This is a genomic window from Microbacterium xanthum, from assembly GCF_034531355.1.
GTDB classification, from domain to species: Bacteria; Actinomycetota; Actinomycetes; order Actinomycetales; family Microbacteriaceae; genus Microbacterium; species Microbacterium xanthum.
In genome coordinates, this window is the sequence record NZ_JAWHUE010000002.1 from 920,837 (window position 1) to 937,312 (window position 16,476).

15 protein-coding genes are annotated in these 16,476 nt (G+C 68.5%); 11 read left to right on the forward strand and 4 right to left on the reverse strand.

The annotated features are described in order from the left end of the window. Positions 1-50: 50 nt before the first annotated feature. Genes thyX through RZO50_RS09755 form a run of 4 tightly spaced genes read left to right on the forward strand, consistent with a single transcriptional unit; the run spans position 51 to position 4,200 of the window. Positions 51-749: an FAD-dependent thymidylate synthase gene (thyX, locus tag RZO50_RS09740; protein WP_322599590.1), complete on the forward strand. Its 699-nt coding sequence runs from the start codon at positions 51-53 to the stop codon at positions 747-749. Positions 750-751: 2 nt separating this feature from the next. Next, positions 752-1,513: an SDR family NAD(P)-dependent oxidoreductase gene (locus RZO50_RS09745; protein WP_322599510.1), complete on the forward strand. Its 762-nt coding sequence runs from the start codon at positions 752-754 to the stop codon at positions 1,511-1,513. 30 nt (positions 1,514-1,543) lie between these two features. Continuing rightward, the gene (gene dapA, locus RZO50_RS09750) at positions 1,544-2,521 is read left to right on the forward strand and encodes a 4-hydroxy-tetrahydrodipicolinate synthase (RefSeq protein WP_322599511.1); all 978 of its coding nucleotides are present in this window, start codon (positions 1,544-1,546) and stop codon (positions 2,519-2,521) included. Then, complete coding sequence (locus RZO50_RS09755; RefSeq protein ID WP_322599512.1) at positions 2,518-4,200, forward strand: ribonuclease J; 1,683 nt, start codon at positions 2,518-2,520, stop codon at positions 4,198-4,200. The genes dapA and RZO50_RS09755 overlap by 4 nt, the downstream gene beginning before the upstream one ends. Here the strand turns inward: RZO50_RS09755 and RZO50_RS09760 are convergent. Genes RZO50_RS09760 through RZO50_RS09770 form a run of 3 tightly spaced genes read right to left on the reverse strand, consistent with a single transcriptional unit; the run spans position 4,187 to position 6,917 of the window. Beyond that, positions 4,187-5,233: an alanine racemase gene (locus RZO50_RS09760; protein ID WP_322599513.1), complete on the reverse strand. Its 1,047-nt coding sequence runs from the start codon at positions 5,231-5,233 to the stop codon at positions 4,187-4,189. The two genes, RZO50_RS09755 and RZO50_RS09760, sit on opposite strands and share 14 nt — an antisense overlap. Further along, the gene (locus RZO50_RS09765) at positions 5,233-5,898 is read right to left on the reverse strand and encodes an alanine racemase C-terminal domain-containing protein (RefSeq protein WP_322599514.1); all 666 of its coding nucleotides are present in this window, start codon (positions 5,896-5,898) and stop codon (positions 5,233-5,235) included. The genes RZO50_RS09760 and RZO50_RS09765 overlap by 1 nt, the downstream gene beginning before the upstream one ends. Beyond that, positions 5,895-6,917, reverse strand: coding sequence for a sugar-transfer associated ATP-grasp domain-containing protein (locus tag RZO50_RS09770; protein ID WP_322599515.1), 1,023 nt, complete (start codon positions 6,915-6,917; stop codon positions 5,895-5,897). The genes RZO50_RS09765 and RZO50_RS09770 overlap by 4 nt, the downstream gene beginning before the upstream one ends. Positions 6,918-7,045: 128 nt before the next feature. Between RZO50_RS09770 and RZO50_RS09775 the strand changes: the two genes are divergently transcribed. The 7 genes from RZO50_RS09775 to RZO50_RS09805 all read left to right on the forward strand — a co-directional run bounded on the left by RZO50_RS09775 (position 7,046) and on the right by RZO50_RS09805 (position 13,531). Then, positions 7,046-9,748, forward strand: a complete 2,703-nt coding sequence (locus tag RZO50_RS09775; protein ID WP_322599516.1) for an FtsK/SpoIIIE family DNA translocase — start codon at positions 7,046-7,048, stop codon at positions 9,746-9,748. Positions 9,749-9,753: 5 nt separating this feature from the next. Then, positions 9,754-10,320: a CDP-diacylglycerol--glycerol-3-phosphate 3-phosphatidyltransferase gene (gene pgsA / locus RZO50_RS09780; protein WP_322599517.1), complete on the forward strand. Its 567-nt coding sequence runs from the start codon at positions 9,754-9,756 to the stop codon at positions 10,318-10,320. Further along, on the forward strand, positions 10,317-10,790 hold the full coding sequence (locus tag RZO50_RS09785) for a CinA family protein (RefSeq protein WP_322599518.1): 474 nt from the start codon (positions 10,317-10,319) through the stop codon (positions 10,788-10,790). Before pgsA ends, RZO50_RS09785 begins: the two co-directional genes overlap by 4 nt. Positions 10,791-10,954: 164 nt before the next feature. After that, entirely contained in the window at positions 10,955-11,263 is a 309-nt protein-coding gene (locus RZO50_RS09790) for a helix-turn-helix domain-containing protein (RefSeq protein ID WP_322599519.1), read from the forward strand. Between the two features lie 24 nt (positions 11,264-11,287). Next, positions 11,288-11,509, forward strand: a complete 222-nt coding sequence (locus RZO50_RS09795; RefSeq protein WP_322599520.1) for a DUF3046 domain-containing protein — start codon at positions 11,288-11,290, stop codon at positions 11,507-11,509. 235 nt (positions 11,510-11,744) lie between these two features. Then, positions 11,745-12,791 carry a recombinase RecA gene (gene recA, locus RZO50_RS09800; protein ID WP_322599521.1) on the forward strand — a complete coding sequence of 349 codons (1,047 nt, stop codon included), beginning with the start codon at positions 11,745-11,747 and terminating at the stop codon, positions 12,789-12,791. After that, positions 12,791-13,531, forward strand: a complete 741-nt coding sequence (locus RZO50_RS09805) for a regulatory protein RecX (protein WP_322599591.1) — start codon at positions 12,791-12,793, stop codon at positions 13,529-13,531. The genes recA and RZO50_RS09805 overlap by 1 nt, the downstream gene beginning before the upstream one ends. A gap of 42 nt (positions 13,532-13,573) precedes the next feature. Here the strand turns inward: RZO50_RS09805 and RZO50_RS09810 are convergent, their stop codons facing one another. Continuing rightward, positions 13,574-16,135 carry a helix-turn-helix transcriptional regulator gene (locus tag RZO50_RS09810; RefSeq protein WP_322599522.1) on the reverse strand — a complete coding sequence of 854 codons (2,562 nt, stop codon included), beginning with the start codon at positions 16,133-16,135 and terminating at the stop codon, positions 13,574-13,576. Positions 16,136-16,476 lie beyond the last annotated feature (341 nt).

Sequence of the window (16,476 nt, forward strand, 5' to 3'; positions counted from 1 at the left end):
CGGGTAGGGTGGGCACCGTGAGCGACGCCGACATCCAGTTCCGCAGTGACATGACCGTCGAGCTCGTCCGATCGAGCGCGTCGGATTCCGATGTGCTCTTCGCGGCGCGGGTCTCCACGCAGGGCGAGCAGACCTTGGAGGCGGCGCAGGCCGGCGCTGAGGCCTCCGGGCGGGATCGCGGACTGATCAACTACCTCATGCGGGACCGTCACGGGTCCCCGTTCGAGCACAACTCGATGACCTTCTACATCCAGGCGCCGATCTTCGTCTTCCGCGAGTTCATGCGTCATCGCATCGCGTCCTACAACGAGGAATCGGGCCGCTACCGCGAGCTGCGACCGGTGTTCTACGTGCCGGCCCCCGAGCGGAACCTCATCCAGGTGGGCAAGCCGGGTGCGTACGAGTTCCTTCCCGGCGACGAGGCGCAGTCAGCGCTCGTGGACCAGGCGACGCGCGCTGCGAGCACGCAGGCCTTCGAGGCCTACCAGCGGATGCTGGAGGCAGGGGTCGCCCGTGAGGTCGCTCGAATCGTGCTGCCGCTGAACATCTACTCGTCGATGTACGTGACGATGAACTCCCGCGCGCTGATGAACTTCCTGTCGTTGCGCACGAAGGTCGAGGGGACGCATTTCCCGTCCTTCCCGCAACGCGAGATCGAGATGTGCGCCGAGCAGATGGAGGTGCACTGGCGCGAGCTCATGCCCCTGACCCACGCCGCTTTCAACGCCAACGGGCGGGTGGCGCCGTAGCCATGGTCACCGCGCTCATCACCGGTGCGAGCTCCGGGCTCGGGGCGGAGTACGCGCGCCAGCTGGCGGCGCGGGGTGCAGACCTGGTGCTCGTGGCCCGTTCGGTCGATGCGCTCGGTGCCGTGGCCGAAGCGATCCGCTCCTGCCACCGCGTCGACGTCGAGATCCTCGGCGCCGACCTCACCGTCACCGAAGACGTCGAACGGGTGGCCGCGCGGTTGGCGGATCCGGCGGCGCCGATCGAGCTCCTCGTCAACAACGCCGGTTTCGGGCTTCCCCTCGACTTCGAGACGAACGACATCGCCCGTGAGGTGGACCACCTCCGCATCCACGTCGAGGCTCCGCTGCGCCTGACCCACGCCGCTCTCGCGGGCATGCTCTCCCGCGGACACGGTCGAGTGCTGAACGTCGCCTCGGTCGCCGCCTATCTCCCGCGTTCCACGTACGGCGCCTGCAAACGGTGGCTGGTGGAGTTCAGTCGGTGGGCGAACGCGCTGTACACGCCCCGCGGTGTGACCGTCACGGCCGTATGCCCAGGATTCACCCATACGGACTTCCACGAGCGCATGGGATTGCCCCCGGGGCAGGAGGGCGTGCCGGGGCCGTTGTGGCTGGATGCCCGCGACGTCGTCGCCGAGTCGCTGCGAGACGCCGCGCGCGGGCGCGGCGTGTCGATCCCGTCCGTCCGGTACAAAGCGCTCGTCCGTCTGGCCGCTCTTCTGCCGGCATCGGTCGCCGCCGGCATCGGCACCCGCGGGCGCTGAGCGGCCGCTGCGAGGCGATAGCCTGGAGGCATGACGCTCGACGCCAATCCCTTCGGCCAGGTGCTCGTCGCCCTCATCACTCCGATGACGGCGGACGGAGAGGTCGACTGGCCCGCGACCGAGAAGCACATCGACGATGTCGTGTCGGCGGGAGCTGACGGCGTCGTCGTGACCGGGACGACGGGGGAGACCTCGACCCTCACCGACGCCGAGAAGCTGCGCTTGGTCGAGGTCGGCAAGGATGTCGCCGCCGGCAGGGCGAAGATCATCACCGGCGGCGGATCGAACGAGACGGCCCACGCGATCGAGCTGTACAAAGCCAGCGAGAAGGCCGGCGCCGACGGCATCATGATCGTCACGCCGTACTACAACAAGCCCACACAGGCCGGAATCCTCACGCACTTCCGCCTCGTCGCGGGCGCGACCGATCTTCCCGTGCTGCTGTACGACATCCCCGGGCGCACCGGCGTTCCGATCGCGTACGAGACGATCCTGCGCCTCGCCAAGCACCCGAACATCCTCGGCATCAAGGACGCGAAGGGTGACTTCAGCGAGGTGAGCCGCGTGCTGAACCAGACCGATCTGCTCTACTTCTCGGGTGACGACGCGAACGTCCTGCCGCACCTGTCCATCGGCGCGAGCGGCATGATCGGCGTCACGGCGAACATCGCGTCGGCTCCGTATCGCGCCATCGTCGATGCGGTCAACCGCGGCGACCTCGCGACGGCCACGGCGCAGCACAAGACCCTCGAGCCGCTCGTGCGCGCCGTCATGACCCATGTGCCCGGCACCGTCGCGGCAAAGTACATCCTGCACGGGCTCGGGCGCATCTCCAGCCCTCGCGTACGACTTCCCCTGGTCGGTCCGGAGGAGTGGGAGGCAGCCATGATCGAAGACGAACTCGCCCTGGTCAGCGGCGTCGAGGGGGCGGACTTCCGCAACTTCCGGCCGGATCGCAATGCGGCTGCCGGCGGCGCGCTCCCTCAGGTCTCGGGGACGACCCGATGACCCCGCCCATCACCGTCTCCGCACCGCCGGTGCTGGAGAAGGGCACCCTCCGGATCATCCCGCTCGGCGGCCTCGGCGAGGTCGGGCGGAACATGACCGTGTTCGAGCTCGACGGCAAACTGCTGGTCGTCGATTGCGGTGTGCTGTTCCCCGAGGAGCACCAGCCGGGTGTCGACCTCATCCTGCCGGACTTCGAACCGATCAAATCGCGCCTCGACGACATCGTCGCAGTGGTCCTCACCCACGGACACGAGGACCACATCGGTGCGGTCCCGTACCTGCTGAAGCTCAAGGGCGACATCCCCATCGTCGGATCGGGACTGACCCTGGCGCTCACCGAGGCGAAGCTCAAGGAGCACCGCATCAAGCCCTTCACCCTCACGGTGGCCGAGGGGCAGCGGGAACAGGTCGGTCCGTTCGACCTCGAATTCATCGCCGTCAATCACTCCATCCCGGACGCGTTGGCCGTCGCCATCCGCACCGTCGCGGGAACGGTGCTGGCCACCGGCGACTTCAAGATGGACCAGCTGCCGCTGGACGGCCGGCTGACCGACCTCCGGTCGTTCGCGCGCATCGGCGAGGAAGGGATCGACCTGTTCATGGTCGATTCGACCAACGCCGACGTCCCCGGCTTCACGCCGTTGGAACGCGAGATCGGACCGGTCCTGGATCAGGTCATCGGCAAGGCGCCGCGCCGGGTGATCGTCGCGAGTTTCTCCAGTCATGTGCATCGCGTTCAGCAGGTGCTCGACGCCGCGCACGCCCACGGGCGGCGAGTCGCGCTGCTCGGCCGGAGCATGCTGCGCAACATGACGATCGCCGAGAAGCTCGGCTACCTCACCGTGCCCGAGGGCGTCCTGATCGACTACAAGAAGGCCCGCGACCTGCCCGACGACAGGATCGTCTACATGTCGACCGGGTCGCAGGGCGAACCGATGGCCGTGCTGAGCCGTATGGCCAATCTCGACCACGAGATCGAACCTGGTTCCGGCGACACCGTGATCCTCGCCTCGAGTCTGATCCCCGGGAACGAGAACGCCGTCTATCGCGTGATCGACGGCCTCACCAAGCTCGGGACCAACGTGGTCCACAAGGGCAACGCGAAGGTGCACGTGTCGGGGCACGCCGCGGCCGGTGAACTCCTCTACTGCTACAACATCCTGCGCCCGCGCAACGTCCTCCCGATCCACGGTGAGTACCGCCACCTGATGGCGAACGCGAAGCTCGCGCAGGACACCGGGATCCCCACCGAGCGCACGCTGCTCGCCGAGAACGGCACGGTCATCGATCTGCGTGACGGCGATGCCCGCGCCGTCGGCCAGCTCGACCTCGGGTTCGTCTACGTCGACGGATCGTCCGTGGGAGAGATCACCGATGCCGACCTGAAGGATCGCCGCATCCTCGGAGAAGAGGGGTTCATCTCCGTCATCGTCGTCGTCGACGCCGCCACCGGCAAGATCATCAGCGGGCCGGAGATCCACGCACGCGGCTTCGCCGAGGACGACAGGGTGTTCGACGACGTCAAGCCGAAGATCGCATCGGCTCTGGCGGACGCGGCGCAGTCGGGGGTGCGGGATCAGCACGCCCTGTCGCAGGTGGTGCGTCGGACGATCGGACGATGGGTGAACCAGCGACTGCGCCGACGCCCGATGATCGTGCCGCTCGTCATCGAGGCGTGACCGCACCGAGGTAACGGCGCTCGAGCGCCGGCGTGAGTCGCACGAGCAGTTCTTCCCCCACGGTGTCAATGGCCTCGGCCAGTGTCGTCGCGCTGTTCTCACCGCGTGTGCCCGGCCCGAACAGGGTCACCCGGTCGCCGACCATCGCGCCCGGGTACACCCGGACCTGAGAGGTCGTCACGCCGACGGTCATGAGGTGGCGGGGCCCGGCTTCCGTACCCACCTCGACACAGCCCGCCAGCGTCGAGGGGAGGCCGTCGAGCGAGCCGATGTCGATCGTCACGCGGTCGCTCGCGACCTCGACGACCTCCGCCGACAACGCGGCGATCGGCACGATACCGGGGATATCCGGACCGTCGGCCGACCGGATGCCGTATGCGAACGCACCGATCCGGACGAGGTCGTCGCGGAACCCGGGTCGGGCGAACGAGGCGGCACTGGCTGCCATGTGCCGGACTTCGGGAGAGAGCCCTGCGGCGCGAGCGGAATCGACCGCGTCGACGAAGAGTTCCCGGGCGTCGTCGTCGTCCGCATCGCTCGTCTCGGCGATGTGCGTCCACAGTCCGGTGACGCGGATGGCGCCCCGTTCTTGGGCGCGCACCGCACTCTCGATGAACTCCGGCCACTCCTCGGGACGTACGCCGTTGCGACGCAGCCCGGTGTCGATCTTCAGATGGACGCGCAGGGCGCGGTCGGCGGCGATGACACGGTCCAGATACCCCGGGTCGCCGACGCCCACGTCGAGGTCGGCGTCCGCGGCGCGCTGCACGGACCCGGCGTCGAGGGTCGTCGCCCACGCGAAGATCCGCGCCGAAGACCCGACGGCCGCCCGCACGCGCGTGCCCGTGTCGACGTCGAAGGAGCCGAACCACCGGACGCCGGCTGCGGCGGCTGTGGCCGCGACGGATTCGACACCGTGCCCGTACGCATCGTTCTTGACGACGAAGAGCGTCTCCGCGGGCATGACGGTGCGTCGCACCGTCTCGATATTCCGGCGAAGGCGGTCGAGGTCGACATCGAGGCGCGCGGGCATCAGGCGACCGTCCGCCGGGGGACCGAGGCGCCGATGACGCCGGCGAGCTCGGCCGCGGACCATCCTGTGGCCTCGGTCCACGCGAGCAGGTTGCCGCGTGCGGGCCCCTCGCCGCCGAACAGGGTCACCGGCGTGCCGGGGAGCGTCCGGGCGCCGTCCGCGCCGAGATCGACGACACAGACGTCCATGGCGATGCGGCCCACCACCGGGCACATCCGTCCGTCGACGGCGATCGCCACGCGGTTCCCGAGTGCCCGGGCGACCCCCTGGCCATAGCCGCCGGCGACCAGTCCGATCCAGGTGTCGGTCGTCGCGCGATGCGTGTACCCGTAGGACACGCCTTCCCCCGCGCGCAGACGCTTGGTCGACAGCACGACCGAGACGGCGCGCATCGCGGGCGAAGAGGGGAGCCCGTAGACGGCGGCGGATGCCCCATCTGCGACCGCTGCCACCGCGATCCCCGCCGCCTGGACCCGGGGGGTGTCCGCGGGATCGGCGACCGCGTGCCGCGCACCCGCGGCAACCAGCGCGTCCAGGGCCGTACCCAGCCCGTGGCCCCATGCGTCGCGACGGAGATCGAAGACGGCCCTCTCGCGGTCGGCGGACCGGGCACCCGCGACGAGGGCCCCGTGGGAGACCTCGACCGAGAGCCCGGAGGGGGTCAAAAGCCGATCACCTCGCGGTAGCGCGGCCGGTGGCCGGTCCGGCGGCCGAGCACCGACGGTTTGATCTCGTAGACACCGGTGCCCCAGTTGCCCTCGATCAGAACCGGGCCGTTCTCCGTGATCGCCACGTCCCACCCGACGTACTGCACCTGGGGGACCACGCGCGCAGCGCGATCGATCAGATCGAGGGCCTCCTCGAGCATCGGCAACTGGAAGTCGGCGATCCGGTAGCCGGTGTCGGGGTGCGATTCCCAGACGTGGCCGTGAGAGTCATAGCCGTCGCCCATCGCCTTGCCCCGCTCATCGAGCATCGTGTAGAACCCACCGAAATCCATCTGGTCTGCGGCCTGTCCGCGCCCGAACTTCTGGGCGATCGCGAGGATGTGGGTCTTGTCGCCGTCGAAGAACGCGGCGATGCGGGTGGAGTTGACCGTGCCCGGGCACACGGCCGCCAGGTCCGGGTGCTGGACGATGTTCTCTTCGATCAGGAGCTCGCCGCGTTCGACGAGCCCGCGGTGGAAGGCGATCGGATCCTCGACGTCGTCGACGGTGTACCGCCTGATGGCGGAGCCGGCCTGCCCGCTCTGCCGCTTGGTGATGATGGTGGGGTGCTTCGCCATGAAGGCGGCCAGCTGGTCGGCGTTGCCCGCGTCGAGCATCATCCAGTCGCGACCCAGCAGATCGGAGAACTCCCGGACGAACTCGAACTTGTCGTGGAAGAGGTGGCGGTAGTCGGGGTGGTCGTATTTCTGCGAGAGCGCGTTGGAGATCGGGTGCGTCATGAACGTCTTGCGTTCGGCGCGCGTGAGCATGGCGAAGTCGTAGTCGACGTAGTCCTGGAAACCCACCTTGTGGAAGGCCGCCTGCCAATACATGTCGGCCACGACCAGAGGTACCGGCCTGCCGAACTGCTTCGACACATCCCGCGCCCGCTCGACGACCGACGCGGCGTTGAGGTTGCGGACACGGTAGACGAGGTAGTTCACATGCGACCGGAGGCCGAGACTGCGCGATGCCATTCGTTCTCTCTCGATGGGCGGGACGGGATGCTCTCCCCGGAGAGCCTAATCGTCACGGCCGCGCGGTGCCTGTGCACACCGCCGAGTCGCTCCCTGGGAACGTCGGCGCCCTCGCCTACCGTGGAAGCATGGCCAAGAGCTCGACCTCCACGTCGCGCGGGCGGACGCCCGGGAAGGGTTCCGCGTCGCGCGCCCGCAAGCCCGATCCGACCCCCAAGCGGTACGTGGGTGAAGAGGAGCGACCCCCGGTCGTCGCGCGCGCGTGGATGGGGCTGGCGCACGGCGTCGGCGGGCTGTTCCGTGCCTTCGGGCCGGAGTCGCTCGAAAAGGACCAGCGCCGCGACGGGCTTCCTTTCCTCCTCGTGGTCCTGGCCGTCGTCGGCGCGATCGTGGAGTGGTTCTTCATCGGGACCGAGATCGGGGCGGCCATCAGCGCCTACTCGGTCGGTGGTCTGGTCGGCCGGGTGGCCTTCGTCATGCCCGTGCTGCTGGTCCTCCTCGCAGGGTGGATGTTCCGCCACCCGTCGTCGGTGCACGACAACGGGCGGATCGGCATCGGGCTCGGACTCTTCGTGGTCACCGTCGCCGGGTTCTGCCACATCGTCGGCGGGCGACCTCAGCCCCCGCAGGGGCTGCCGGCACTCAGCGAGGCCGGTGGGGTCTTCGGCTGGATGATCGGCGAGCCGCTCGCGATGCTCCTCACCGACGTCGGCGGCTGCATCGTCCTCGGCGTGCTGACCGTGCTCAGCGTGCTCATCCTCACCAAGACGCCCCCGAACCGCATCGGCCGACGACTCGGCGACCTCTACGCCTGGATGTTCGGTGCCGAGCGGGACGAGAAGCAGACGCCGCGGTTCGACGAGGATGCCGATGCCGACACCGACGCCGGCGAGGCGGGCGTGCCGTGGTGGCGTCGCAACAAGAGCGGTCGTGAGCAGGACCCCGACGACGAGCTCGGCTCGCAGGACCTCACCGAACTGCTGAGCCCCGGGGTTCCCGAAGGCGGTTTCGACAAGGCCATCGAGCAGCCCGCGCCGGAGCCCGCCCCGGCGACCATGCCGCTGCCGGCGGACGATGCGGTGACCGAGGTCATCGACCCTGCGGCGCTGGCTGGTCTGTCGGCGGCGTCATCGCAGACGTCGCTCCGGGACGATGCCGACACCGACACCGACGACGACCTGCCCGGTCTGTCGGGGCTGGGTGGAGACGCGCCGCGAGACCAGCCCAGCGCCCCCTACCGCCTCCCGTCGGTCGCGGCGCTCGCCCAGGGAACCCCGCACAAGTCGCGTTCGGAGGCGAATGACGCGGTCGTCGCCGCCATCACCGGCGTCTTCGAACAGTTCAAGGTCGATGCCACCGTCACCGGTTTCTCCCGTGGCCCGACCGTCACGCAGTACGAGATCGAGCTCGGTCCCGGAGTGAAGGTCGAGCGCATCACCGCGCTGACCAACAACATCGCCTATGCGGTCGCCTCGAATGAGGTGCGCATCCTCGCGCCCATCCCGGGCAAGAGCGCCATCGGCGTGGAGATTCCGAACACCGACCGCGAGATCGTGACCCTGGGAGACGTCCTGCGTTCCCCGGCGGCCACGCAGTCGACACATCCGATGACGATCGGCGTCGGAAAGGACGTCGGCGGCGGATTCGTGGTGGCGAACCTCGCGAAGATGCCGCACCTGCTCGTAGCCGGCTCGACGGGTTCGGGTAAGTCCAGCTTCGTGAACTCGATGATCACGAGCCTGCTGATGCGCGCGAAACCCTCCGACGTGCGCATGGTCCTCATCGACCCGAAGCGTGTGGAGTTGACCTCGTATACCGGGGTGCCGCACCTGATCACGCCCATCATCACGAACCCGAAGAAGGCGGCTGAGGCACTGCAATGGGTCGTGAAGGAGATGGACATGCGATACGACGACCTCGCGTCGTTCGGATTCCGTCACATCGACGACTTCAACAAGGCGGTCGTCGCCGGTGAGATCACCCTCCCCGAGGGGAGCGAGCGGGTGCTGAAGCCCTACCCGTATCTGCTCGTGGTCGTCGACGAGCTCGCCGACCTCATGATGGTCGCGCCACGCGACGTCGAGGACTCGATCGTCCGCATCACGCAGCTCGCGCGTGCGAGCGGCATCCACCTCGTCCTCGCCACCCAGCGGCCGAGCGTCGACGTCGTCACCGGCCTCATCAAGGCGAACGTCCCTTCGCGTCTGGCCTTCGCCGTCACCAGCGTCACCGACTCGCGCGTCATCCTCGATCAGCCCGGCGCCGACCGCCTCATCGGCCAGGGTGACGGACTGTTCCTGCCGATGGGCGCCTCGAAGTCGCTCCGCGTGCAGGGGGCCTGGGTGAGTGAGAGCGAGATCGAGAAGGTCGTCGCCCACGTGACGCACCAGGCTCGGCCGGAGTATCGACCCGACGTCGAAGCGGCGGTCGAGAAGAAGGAGGTCGATGCCGACATCGGCGACGACCTCGAGCTGCTCCTGGCCGCTGCCGAACTGGTCGTATCGACGCAGTTCGGGTCGACCTCGATGCTGCAGCGAAAGCTTCGAGTGGGGTTCGCCAAAGCCGGGCGTCTCATGGACCTCCTGGAATCGCGCGAGATCGTCGGGCCCTCCGAAGGCTCCAAGGCCCGCGACGTGCTCGTCACGAACGAGCAGCTGCCGGGTGTGCTCGCGCGCCTGCGAGGCGAAGACGCTCCGGAGGAGGCCCCGAAGCCGTCCGCGGAGCCGGCGGATCCGTACGGGGCCGATCCGCTCGAGGCGCAGTACGAGGGCAGGCCCGTCGTGCACGTCGAAGAAGATGAGGATGCCTGGGGCCTGACCGGGCGAGAATGATGACCATGGCCGTTCCCCGTCAGCTCCCCAACGCGATCACGATCGTGCGCATCCTCTGCGCGCCGGTCTTCCTCTGGATGCTCCTGGCCGACGACGGCGCAGACGGCGCCCTGCGCTGGGCCGCGGGCGCCCTCTTCGTCGTCGCGATCGCGACCGACGGCCTCGACGGTCACATCGCCCGTCGACACGACATCGTCACCGATCTGGGCAAGCTGCTCGACCCGATCGCAGACAAAGTCCTCACCGGGTTCGCCTTCGTCGGCCTCTCGATCCTCGGCGAGCTTCCCTGGTGGGTGACCGTCGTCATCCTTGTTCGCGAGATCGGCATCACCGTGTACCGCTTCATCGTCGTGAACGACCACGTGCTCGCGGCGGCGTGGATGGGCAAGCTCAAGACGGTCGCACAGGGCGTTGCCCTCTCGCTGGCGCTGCTGCCGCTGTGGACGGTCGTGGGCGAGTGGGTCTTCTGGGTCAACGGCGTGACGATGGCGATCGCAGTCCTTCTCACCGTGGCCAGTGGCATCGATTACGTCGTCACCGAGGTGCGTGCCGCGCGGCGCACCCGTCGATGAGCGAAGAATCCGAGCTTCTCGACGCCCTCCGCGGCCGGGGGTGGACGATCGCCTGTGCGGAGTCGCTGACGGGAGGGCTCGTATGTGCGCAGCTCACCGCGGTTCCCGGCGCCTCGGCCGTCGTGCGCGGCGGCGTGGTCGCCTACGCCACCGACCTCAAGGCCGACATGCTCGGTGTTGCCTCCGAGCTTCTCGCGGAACGAGGTCCTGTCGACGCCGAGGTCGCCGTTGCCATGGCGGACGGGGTCAGGGGCGCTCTGGGGGCGGAGGTCGGGATCGCCACGACGGGCGTCGCCGGCCCGGAGCCGCAGGGTTCGGCCCCGGTCGGTCGGGTCTTCATCGCCGCTGCCGGTCCGCATGGGCGCCGCACCGAGAAGCTTGATCTGGACGGCACGCGCGAGGACATCCGACGAGAGACCGTCCGCCAGGCGATCGCCCTCGCGAGGGGATTGGTCCGGCCGGAGAAGTGACGGGTGAAGGGGTGCGGTCGTCTTTCGGGAATGCCCGGTGTTTCCCGCGGGTTACATTCGGTGATTCCCGCCCAATGCATAGCAACCGGGATTAGATTGATGATCACGGTGTTGTACTGTGGTGCACCCGGCGAAGCGGAATCACGAGTGAGGAGGGGCCCGACATGATCCTTGTACGTCAGGAGATCGGTGAAGTCCTGCGGGACTTCCGCCAGCAGAAGGGACAGACCCTCCGACAGGTCGCCAGCCGCGCGAGCGTGGCACTCGGCTATCTCAGCGAGGTCGAGCGCGGTCAGAAGGAGGCGTCGAGCGAGATCCTCGCGTCGCTCGCCGAGGCGCTGGATGTGCCGATCTCGACGATCATGCGCGAAGTCGGCGATCGACTGTCGGTTCTCGAAGGACTTCAGACCTTCCCCGACGTAGTGCCCGACGAGCTCGTCGCGTCCGTGGACGCCGAGTTGACGCTTCGGTGATCACCCGGCGCCGCGAAGGCTGCCGTGCGCAGAAGTGAGTTCCGTCGTGCCGTCGACGACGAATTCGGCGCGCGCGGCGGGGCCCTGCTCGACGACCTCGTGATCCCCGGCATCGGAGACCGAACAGCCACCGATGCTCTGGACGCGGGAATCCCGCCACGCGAGGTCTGGCTCGCCCTGTGCGTCGAGATGGACGTCCCCGAGGCCAGGCGGCACGGCGTGGGCCGGCTCGAGCCGCGCCGCTGATCTCGACACGCCGCCGACCTCGAAGATCTGTTCGATTCGTGGCGTAGTGTTCTGCACACGGGTCGTCTCGATCCTCGCTTCCCACCGTCGAAGAGTGGCCTCCCACCGATGTCGGAGGCCACCCCTACCGTGAGATGCGTCATCGAGACAGCCCACGCCTTGTCGCAGCATCCGATCCGCCGGAGAAGAGCGCGACAGCCTACAGGCGACGGACCGCGAGCATAAGGAGCACGCCATGCCATCACCCGCTGACCGCGAGAAGGCCCTCGAATCGGCTCTCGCCCAGATCGACCGTCAGTTCGGCAAGGGATCGGTCATGCGACTGGGCAGCGACGAGCGCGCCCCGGTCGAGATCATCCCGACCGGATCGATCGCGCTCGATGTGGCGCTGGGGGTGGGAGGACTTCCGCGCGGCCGCATCATCGAGATCTACGGCCCGGAGTCCTCGGGTAAGACGACATTGACGTTGCACGCGATCGCCAACGTGCAGCGCGCCGGTGGTATCGCCGCGTTCATCGACGCGGAGCATGCGCTCGACCCCGACTATGCCCAGAAGCTGGGCGTGGACATCGATGCGCTCCTGGTGTCCCAGCCCGACACGGGGGAGCAGGCGCTCGAGATCGCCGACATGCTGATCCGATCCGGCGCGATCGACCTGGTCGTCATCGACTCAGTCGCCGCTCTCGTCCCCAAGGCCGAGATCGAGGGCGAGATGGGTGACTCCCACGTCGGCCTCCAGGCGCGATTGATGTCCCAGGCCCTGCGAAAGCTCACCGGTGGGCTCAACTCGACCAAAACGACGGCGATCTTCATCAACCAGCTCCGCGAGAAGATCGGTGTCTTCTTCGGTTCTCCTGAGACAACGGCCGGCGGCAAGGCGCTGAAGTTCTATGCATCGGTTCGTCTCGACATCCGTCGTATCGAGACCCTCAAGGACGGGTCCGATGCGGTCGGAAACCGGACCCGCGTGAAGATCGTCAAGAACAAGATGGCCCCTCCGTTCAAGCAGGCCGAGTTCGACATCCTGTACGGCGTCGGGATTTCGCGGGAGGGAAGCCTCATCGATTTCGGCGTGGAGCATGGAATCGTGAAGAAGTCCGGCGCGTGGTACACCTACGACGGCGAGCAGTTGGGTCAGGGCAAGGAGAACGCTCGCAACTTCCTGATCAAGAACGTCGATGTCGCCGCCGACATCGAGACGAAGATCAAGGAGAAGCTCGGCATCGGGCAGCCGCGCGCCGAAGACACCGCCGACGAGCTGGCGGCGCGCCGCCCGGCGTGATGGTCCGCTTCACCGATGACGGGGACGAGGTCGCCGACGAGCACCTCGCCCCCGTCACGCCCTTGTTCCGGCGAGGCCCGACGCCGCGACCGGTGACCTCGCCGCGACATGTCGGCAACCGACCGACCACGGACGCCTCCGATGGCTGGGATCGCACGTGGACGTCCGAGCCCGCCGGGCCCGCGCACCTCCGGGGCGGGGCAACGCCGCGATCGCGCGCGGCCGAGCCATCCATCGACGCCGCAGCCGACGCCGATGAGGCGAACTCCGCAGCCGAGAAGCATCTGCTTCGAAAGCTCCGAGGCAAGCCGCTGTCGATTGCCGAGGCGCGGGCGGTGCTCGACGGGTTCGGCCTCACTGACGATGGCGCTCAGGCGATCATCGACGACGCATGCCGGCGCGGGTATCTCGACGATGCGGCGTTGGCGGAGCACCTCATCCACGTGGCAGTCGATCGGAAGGGCCAGGGTCGGACCGCTATCGCGCTCGCTCTGCAGAAGCGGCGGATCCCGCGCGACGTCGTCGACACAGCCCTCCAGGCGCTCCCCGATGACGACGTCGATCGCGCGTGGGAGTTCGCGCGGACCAAGGTGCGACAACTCGATCGTGTGGAGCCCGACGTCGCCCTCCGGCGCCTGGTCGGACAGCTGTCGCGCCGCGGCTACACCGGGTCGATCGCGATGGATGCTGCGCGCGGCGCGCTCGACGAGCACCGCCGCGGCGGCGTCCGTTTCTCCTGAGACGGACGACTGACGGGCCTGCTCTCGGCGGGCGGGGCCGTCCTACGCCGTACGTCGCGTCTGCCTCGGGCCGATCATCCTTCCCAGTTCACGACGTGATCGTGCGCCGACCTTCATGCGTGCCTGGTAGACGTGCGACTCGACGGTGCGGACCGACAGATACAGGTGTTCGGCGATCTCGCGATTGTTCATGCCCTCGGCTGCCAGCTGCGCGATCTCGCGCTCGCGTCGGGTGAGGCCGGTGTCGATCCCTGTGCCCGGCGGCAACGGTATCGCGTGCTCGCGCGCACGCCGCGCGGGCGCCGGGACGAGCGGTGCGGTCCACGGGCCCGCGAGCCGCAGACGATCGAGGGGGGACTCCGGTGCAGCCCCGGAAGTGATCTGCTGCGCCCAGGTGCGAAGGGTCTCGCCCATCTCGCCCTCAATCGTGATGGCGATGGACGAGAGGCGTGTCATATCGTTCTCCGTGCTGTCGCCGAGCGCGACCGCCTGATATAGGCCCCACGCGGTGAGCAGCGGCGTCCCCGCCAGCTCGGCGATTTCCAAAGCGGTGCGCGTGCGTTTCACGGCGTCTTGGTGGCGGCCCTCAGCCTCGAGGATGCCCGCCTCGGCCATGAGCGCTGCGTGGCGTACGAGCGTGAACCGCATCGCGGATGGTGTCGCCGTCGCATCCCAGATCTCCCGCGCCGCGGAGGTGTCGCCGAGCAGTGCGAGCGCGCGTGCGACGTACATCAGGGTCACGGAAGACCAGGGGCTGAGTCTGAACGATTCGCCCCGTATCAGGGCCAGTCGTGCTTCGCGGGCGGCGCCACCAGCGTCCCCCAGGCCTGCGAAGACGAGCGCCGCCAGGTGATTGAGCCACACCAGGGCCAGACGATCATCGGCGGCCGCCGCGCGGACGCCTTCGCGGCGCAGTCGATCGCGCATCGACTCCACCTCGATCCCGTTGACCTGCATGCCGAGCGCACGCCCGCAGAGGACGATCAGCCGGCCGACGGCATCCGCTCCCTCTTGGCGCGGCGTCGTCGTGGTGACCGCGTCGGTTCCCGCCAGTACCTGTGATGCGCGGTCCAACCGCCCTCGCACGCACAGGCTCATGGCGCGGACGAAGGCGGACTCCTTGGCCGACGTCGCGTCGGACGTGGGGTGCTCGGTGGCGCACCGCGCGTATGCCTCGGCAATGCTCCACCTCATGTCCAGCAGTGCGGCATTGGCGGCCGTGAGCAGGACCAACGGTGAAAGGGGCCGGCTGAGGCGGCCGCGCTGCTGTATCGCGCATTCGGCCGCGACGCCGGCTGCGTCGGGATCGAGGCGCCTCTCGCGACGGAAGGAGGTGCTGAAAGCGTCCACCGCGTGACGCGAGGGGTGGCCCTCGAGCAGGGCTGAAGCGTGCTGAACTTCGATGTCGAGATGGTCGGGTCGTTCGACGGGCGGCGCGGTGGCGGCGTATGCGATCGCCACAGCGGGCTGGGCGTCATCGTTCGCGGCGCGAGCCGCATCGACGATTGCGCGCCGGAGGAGATCCTCACGGGGCGGCGTCTCGAGCTCGAGATCGCCGCGGTGTCGGCGTCGCGCGAGCTCGCAGGCGATCGCTTCGCTCCACCACGAGCCGCCCGCGTCCAACATCCGGCGGACCATCAGGTCGAGGCGCGCCCGCACCTCGCCGTCGTGGCATCTCCGCGACGCCGCGCGCGCGATGAGGGGGTGCGCGAACAGGTGCCGCGACGGCACGCCGGCGTCGAACACCAGACCGAGCGATATGAGCTCTTCGACGTCGTCCTCCGGGAGGAAGCGAATGGCATCCACGAACTCGATCCCCGCGACCCGCCCCAGCGTCGCCAGGACCTCTGCGTGCGGGCCTGACAGCTCGGCGGCCCGGGCGATGAGCAGCTCGCCGAAGCGACTGGTTGGCGGCACCTCTCTGAGGCATGTCAGCGGGTCACGCCCGGCATCGCGTGCCTGCGCCGCGTAGGAGACCGCCTCGGTCAACAGAGCACGCGATCCGCCGGCGAGAGACACGATCTTCGCACGGGTCGCCTTATCCAGCGGCCGGGCGGTCGTCGACGCGTCGATGAGGTCGAAGGCCTCGTCGACGGTGAGATCGCGAAGATCGATCCGCTGCGCGATGCCGTGGGCCCAGAGGTCTGCGAGCGGTGAGTCGAAGCTCTCTCCGAGACGGGGCGAGCCGGCGGCGATGGCCGCGAGGATGACGACCTCCTTGCGATAGGCACGGGCCGTCAGTGAGCGGGCCGTATCGGAATCGAGCAGGTCGGCGTCGTCGACGATGACGATGACGGGATCCGTGTCGGTGAGGCCGGATGGGCGGTCGGGCGCCTCGCGGAGATCGGCCGCGCGGGTGTCGGGTGCCGCTTCGAGGCAACCGAACGGTACCGAAGACAGTGTCCGTCCGGTGCGGATCACGAGCGGCGCGTGTCCGTCTCGTTCGAGCGCGGTCCGGATGTGGTCGAGCAGGAAACTCCTACCGCTGCCGGGTGTGCCGACGACCACGACGCTCCCGCCCGCGCGGATGCGGGCACACATGGTGTCGGGGTCGCGGTCGGCTCCGACCACGACCCACGCGGCCGTCGTGTTGGCAGATTCCATTGGCCCCCCAGGCTGACGTCTCAAACCGCTACCTGCTCCACAGGTTACCGATCAGTGAACGATGTGCCAGGCGTGATCCTCGGTAGTTTCTACTGTGTTTCTTGTCGCAAACTTGCGGAAACGTGCCCGCCGGCACGCGACGCGCGGCGATACCACGGGCACTTCTTGCCGGTCAGGCGCCGGATCGACGGACATTCTCGGTCCGTGCGCCACTGCGACACCGATACCCCGTGTCTGCCGCCGAATCCGGCTCGAAATCGATCCTCCGCGGCGGATGCGTGCGCCACCGACTGTCGAGCGACACGGGTGCATCCCCCGCCGTTGGCGGGCGGGCGGTTGAT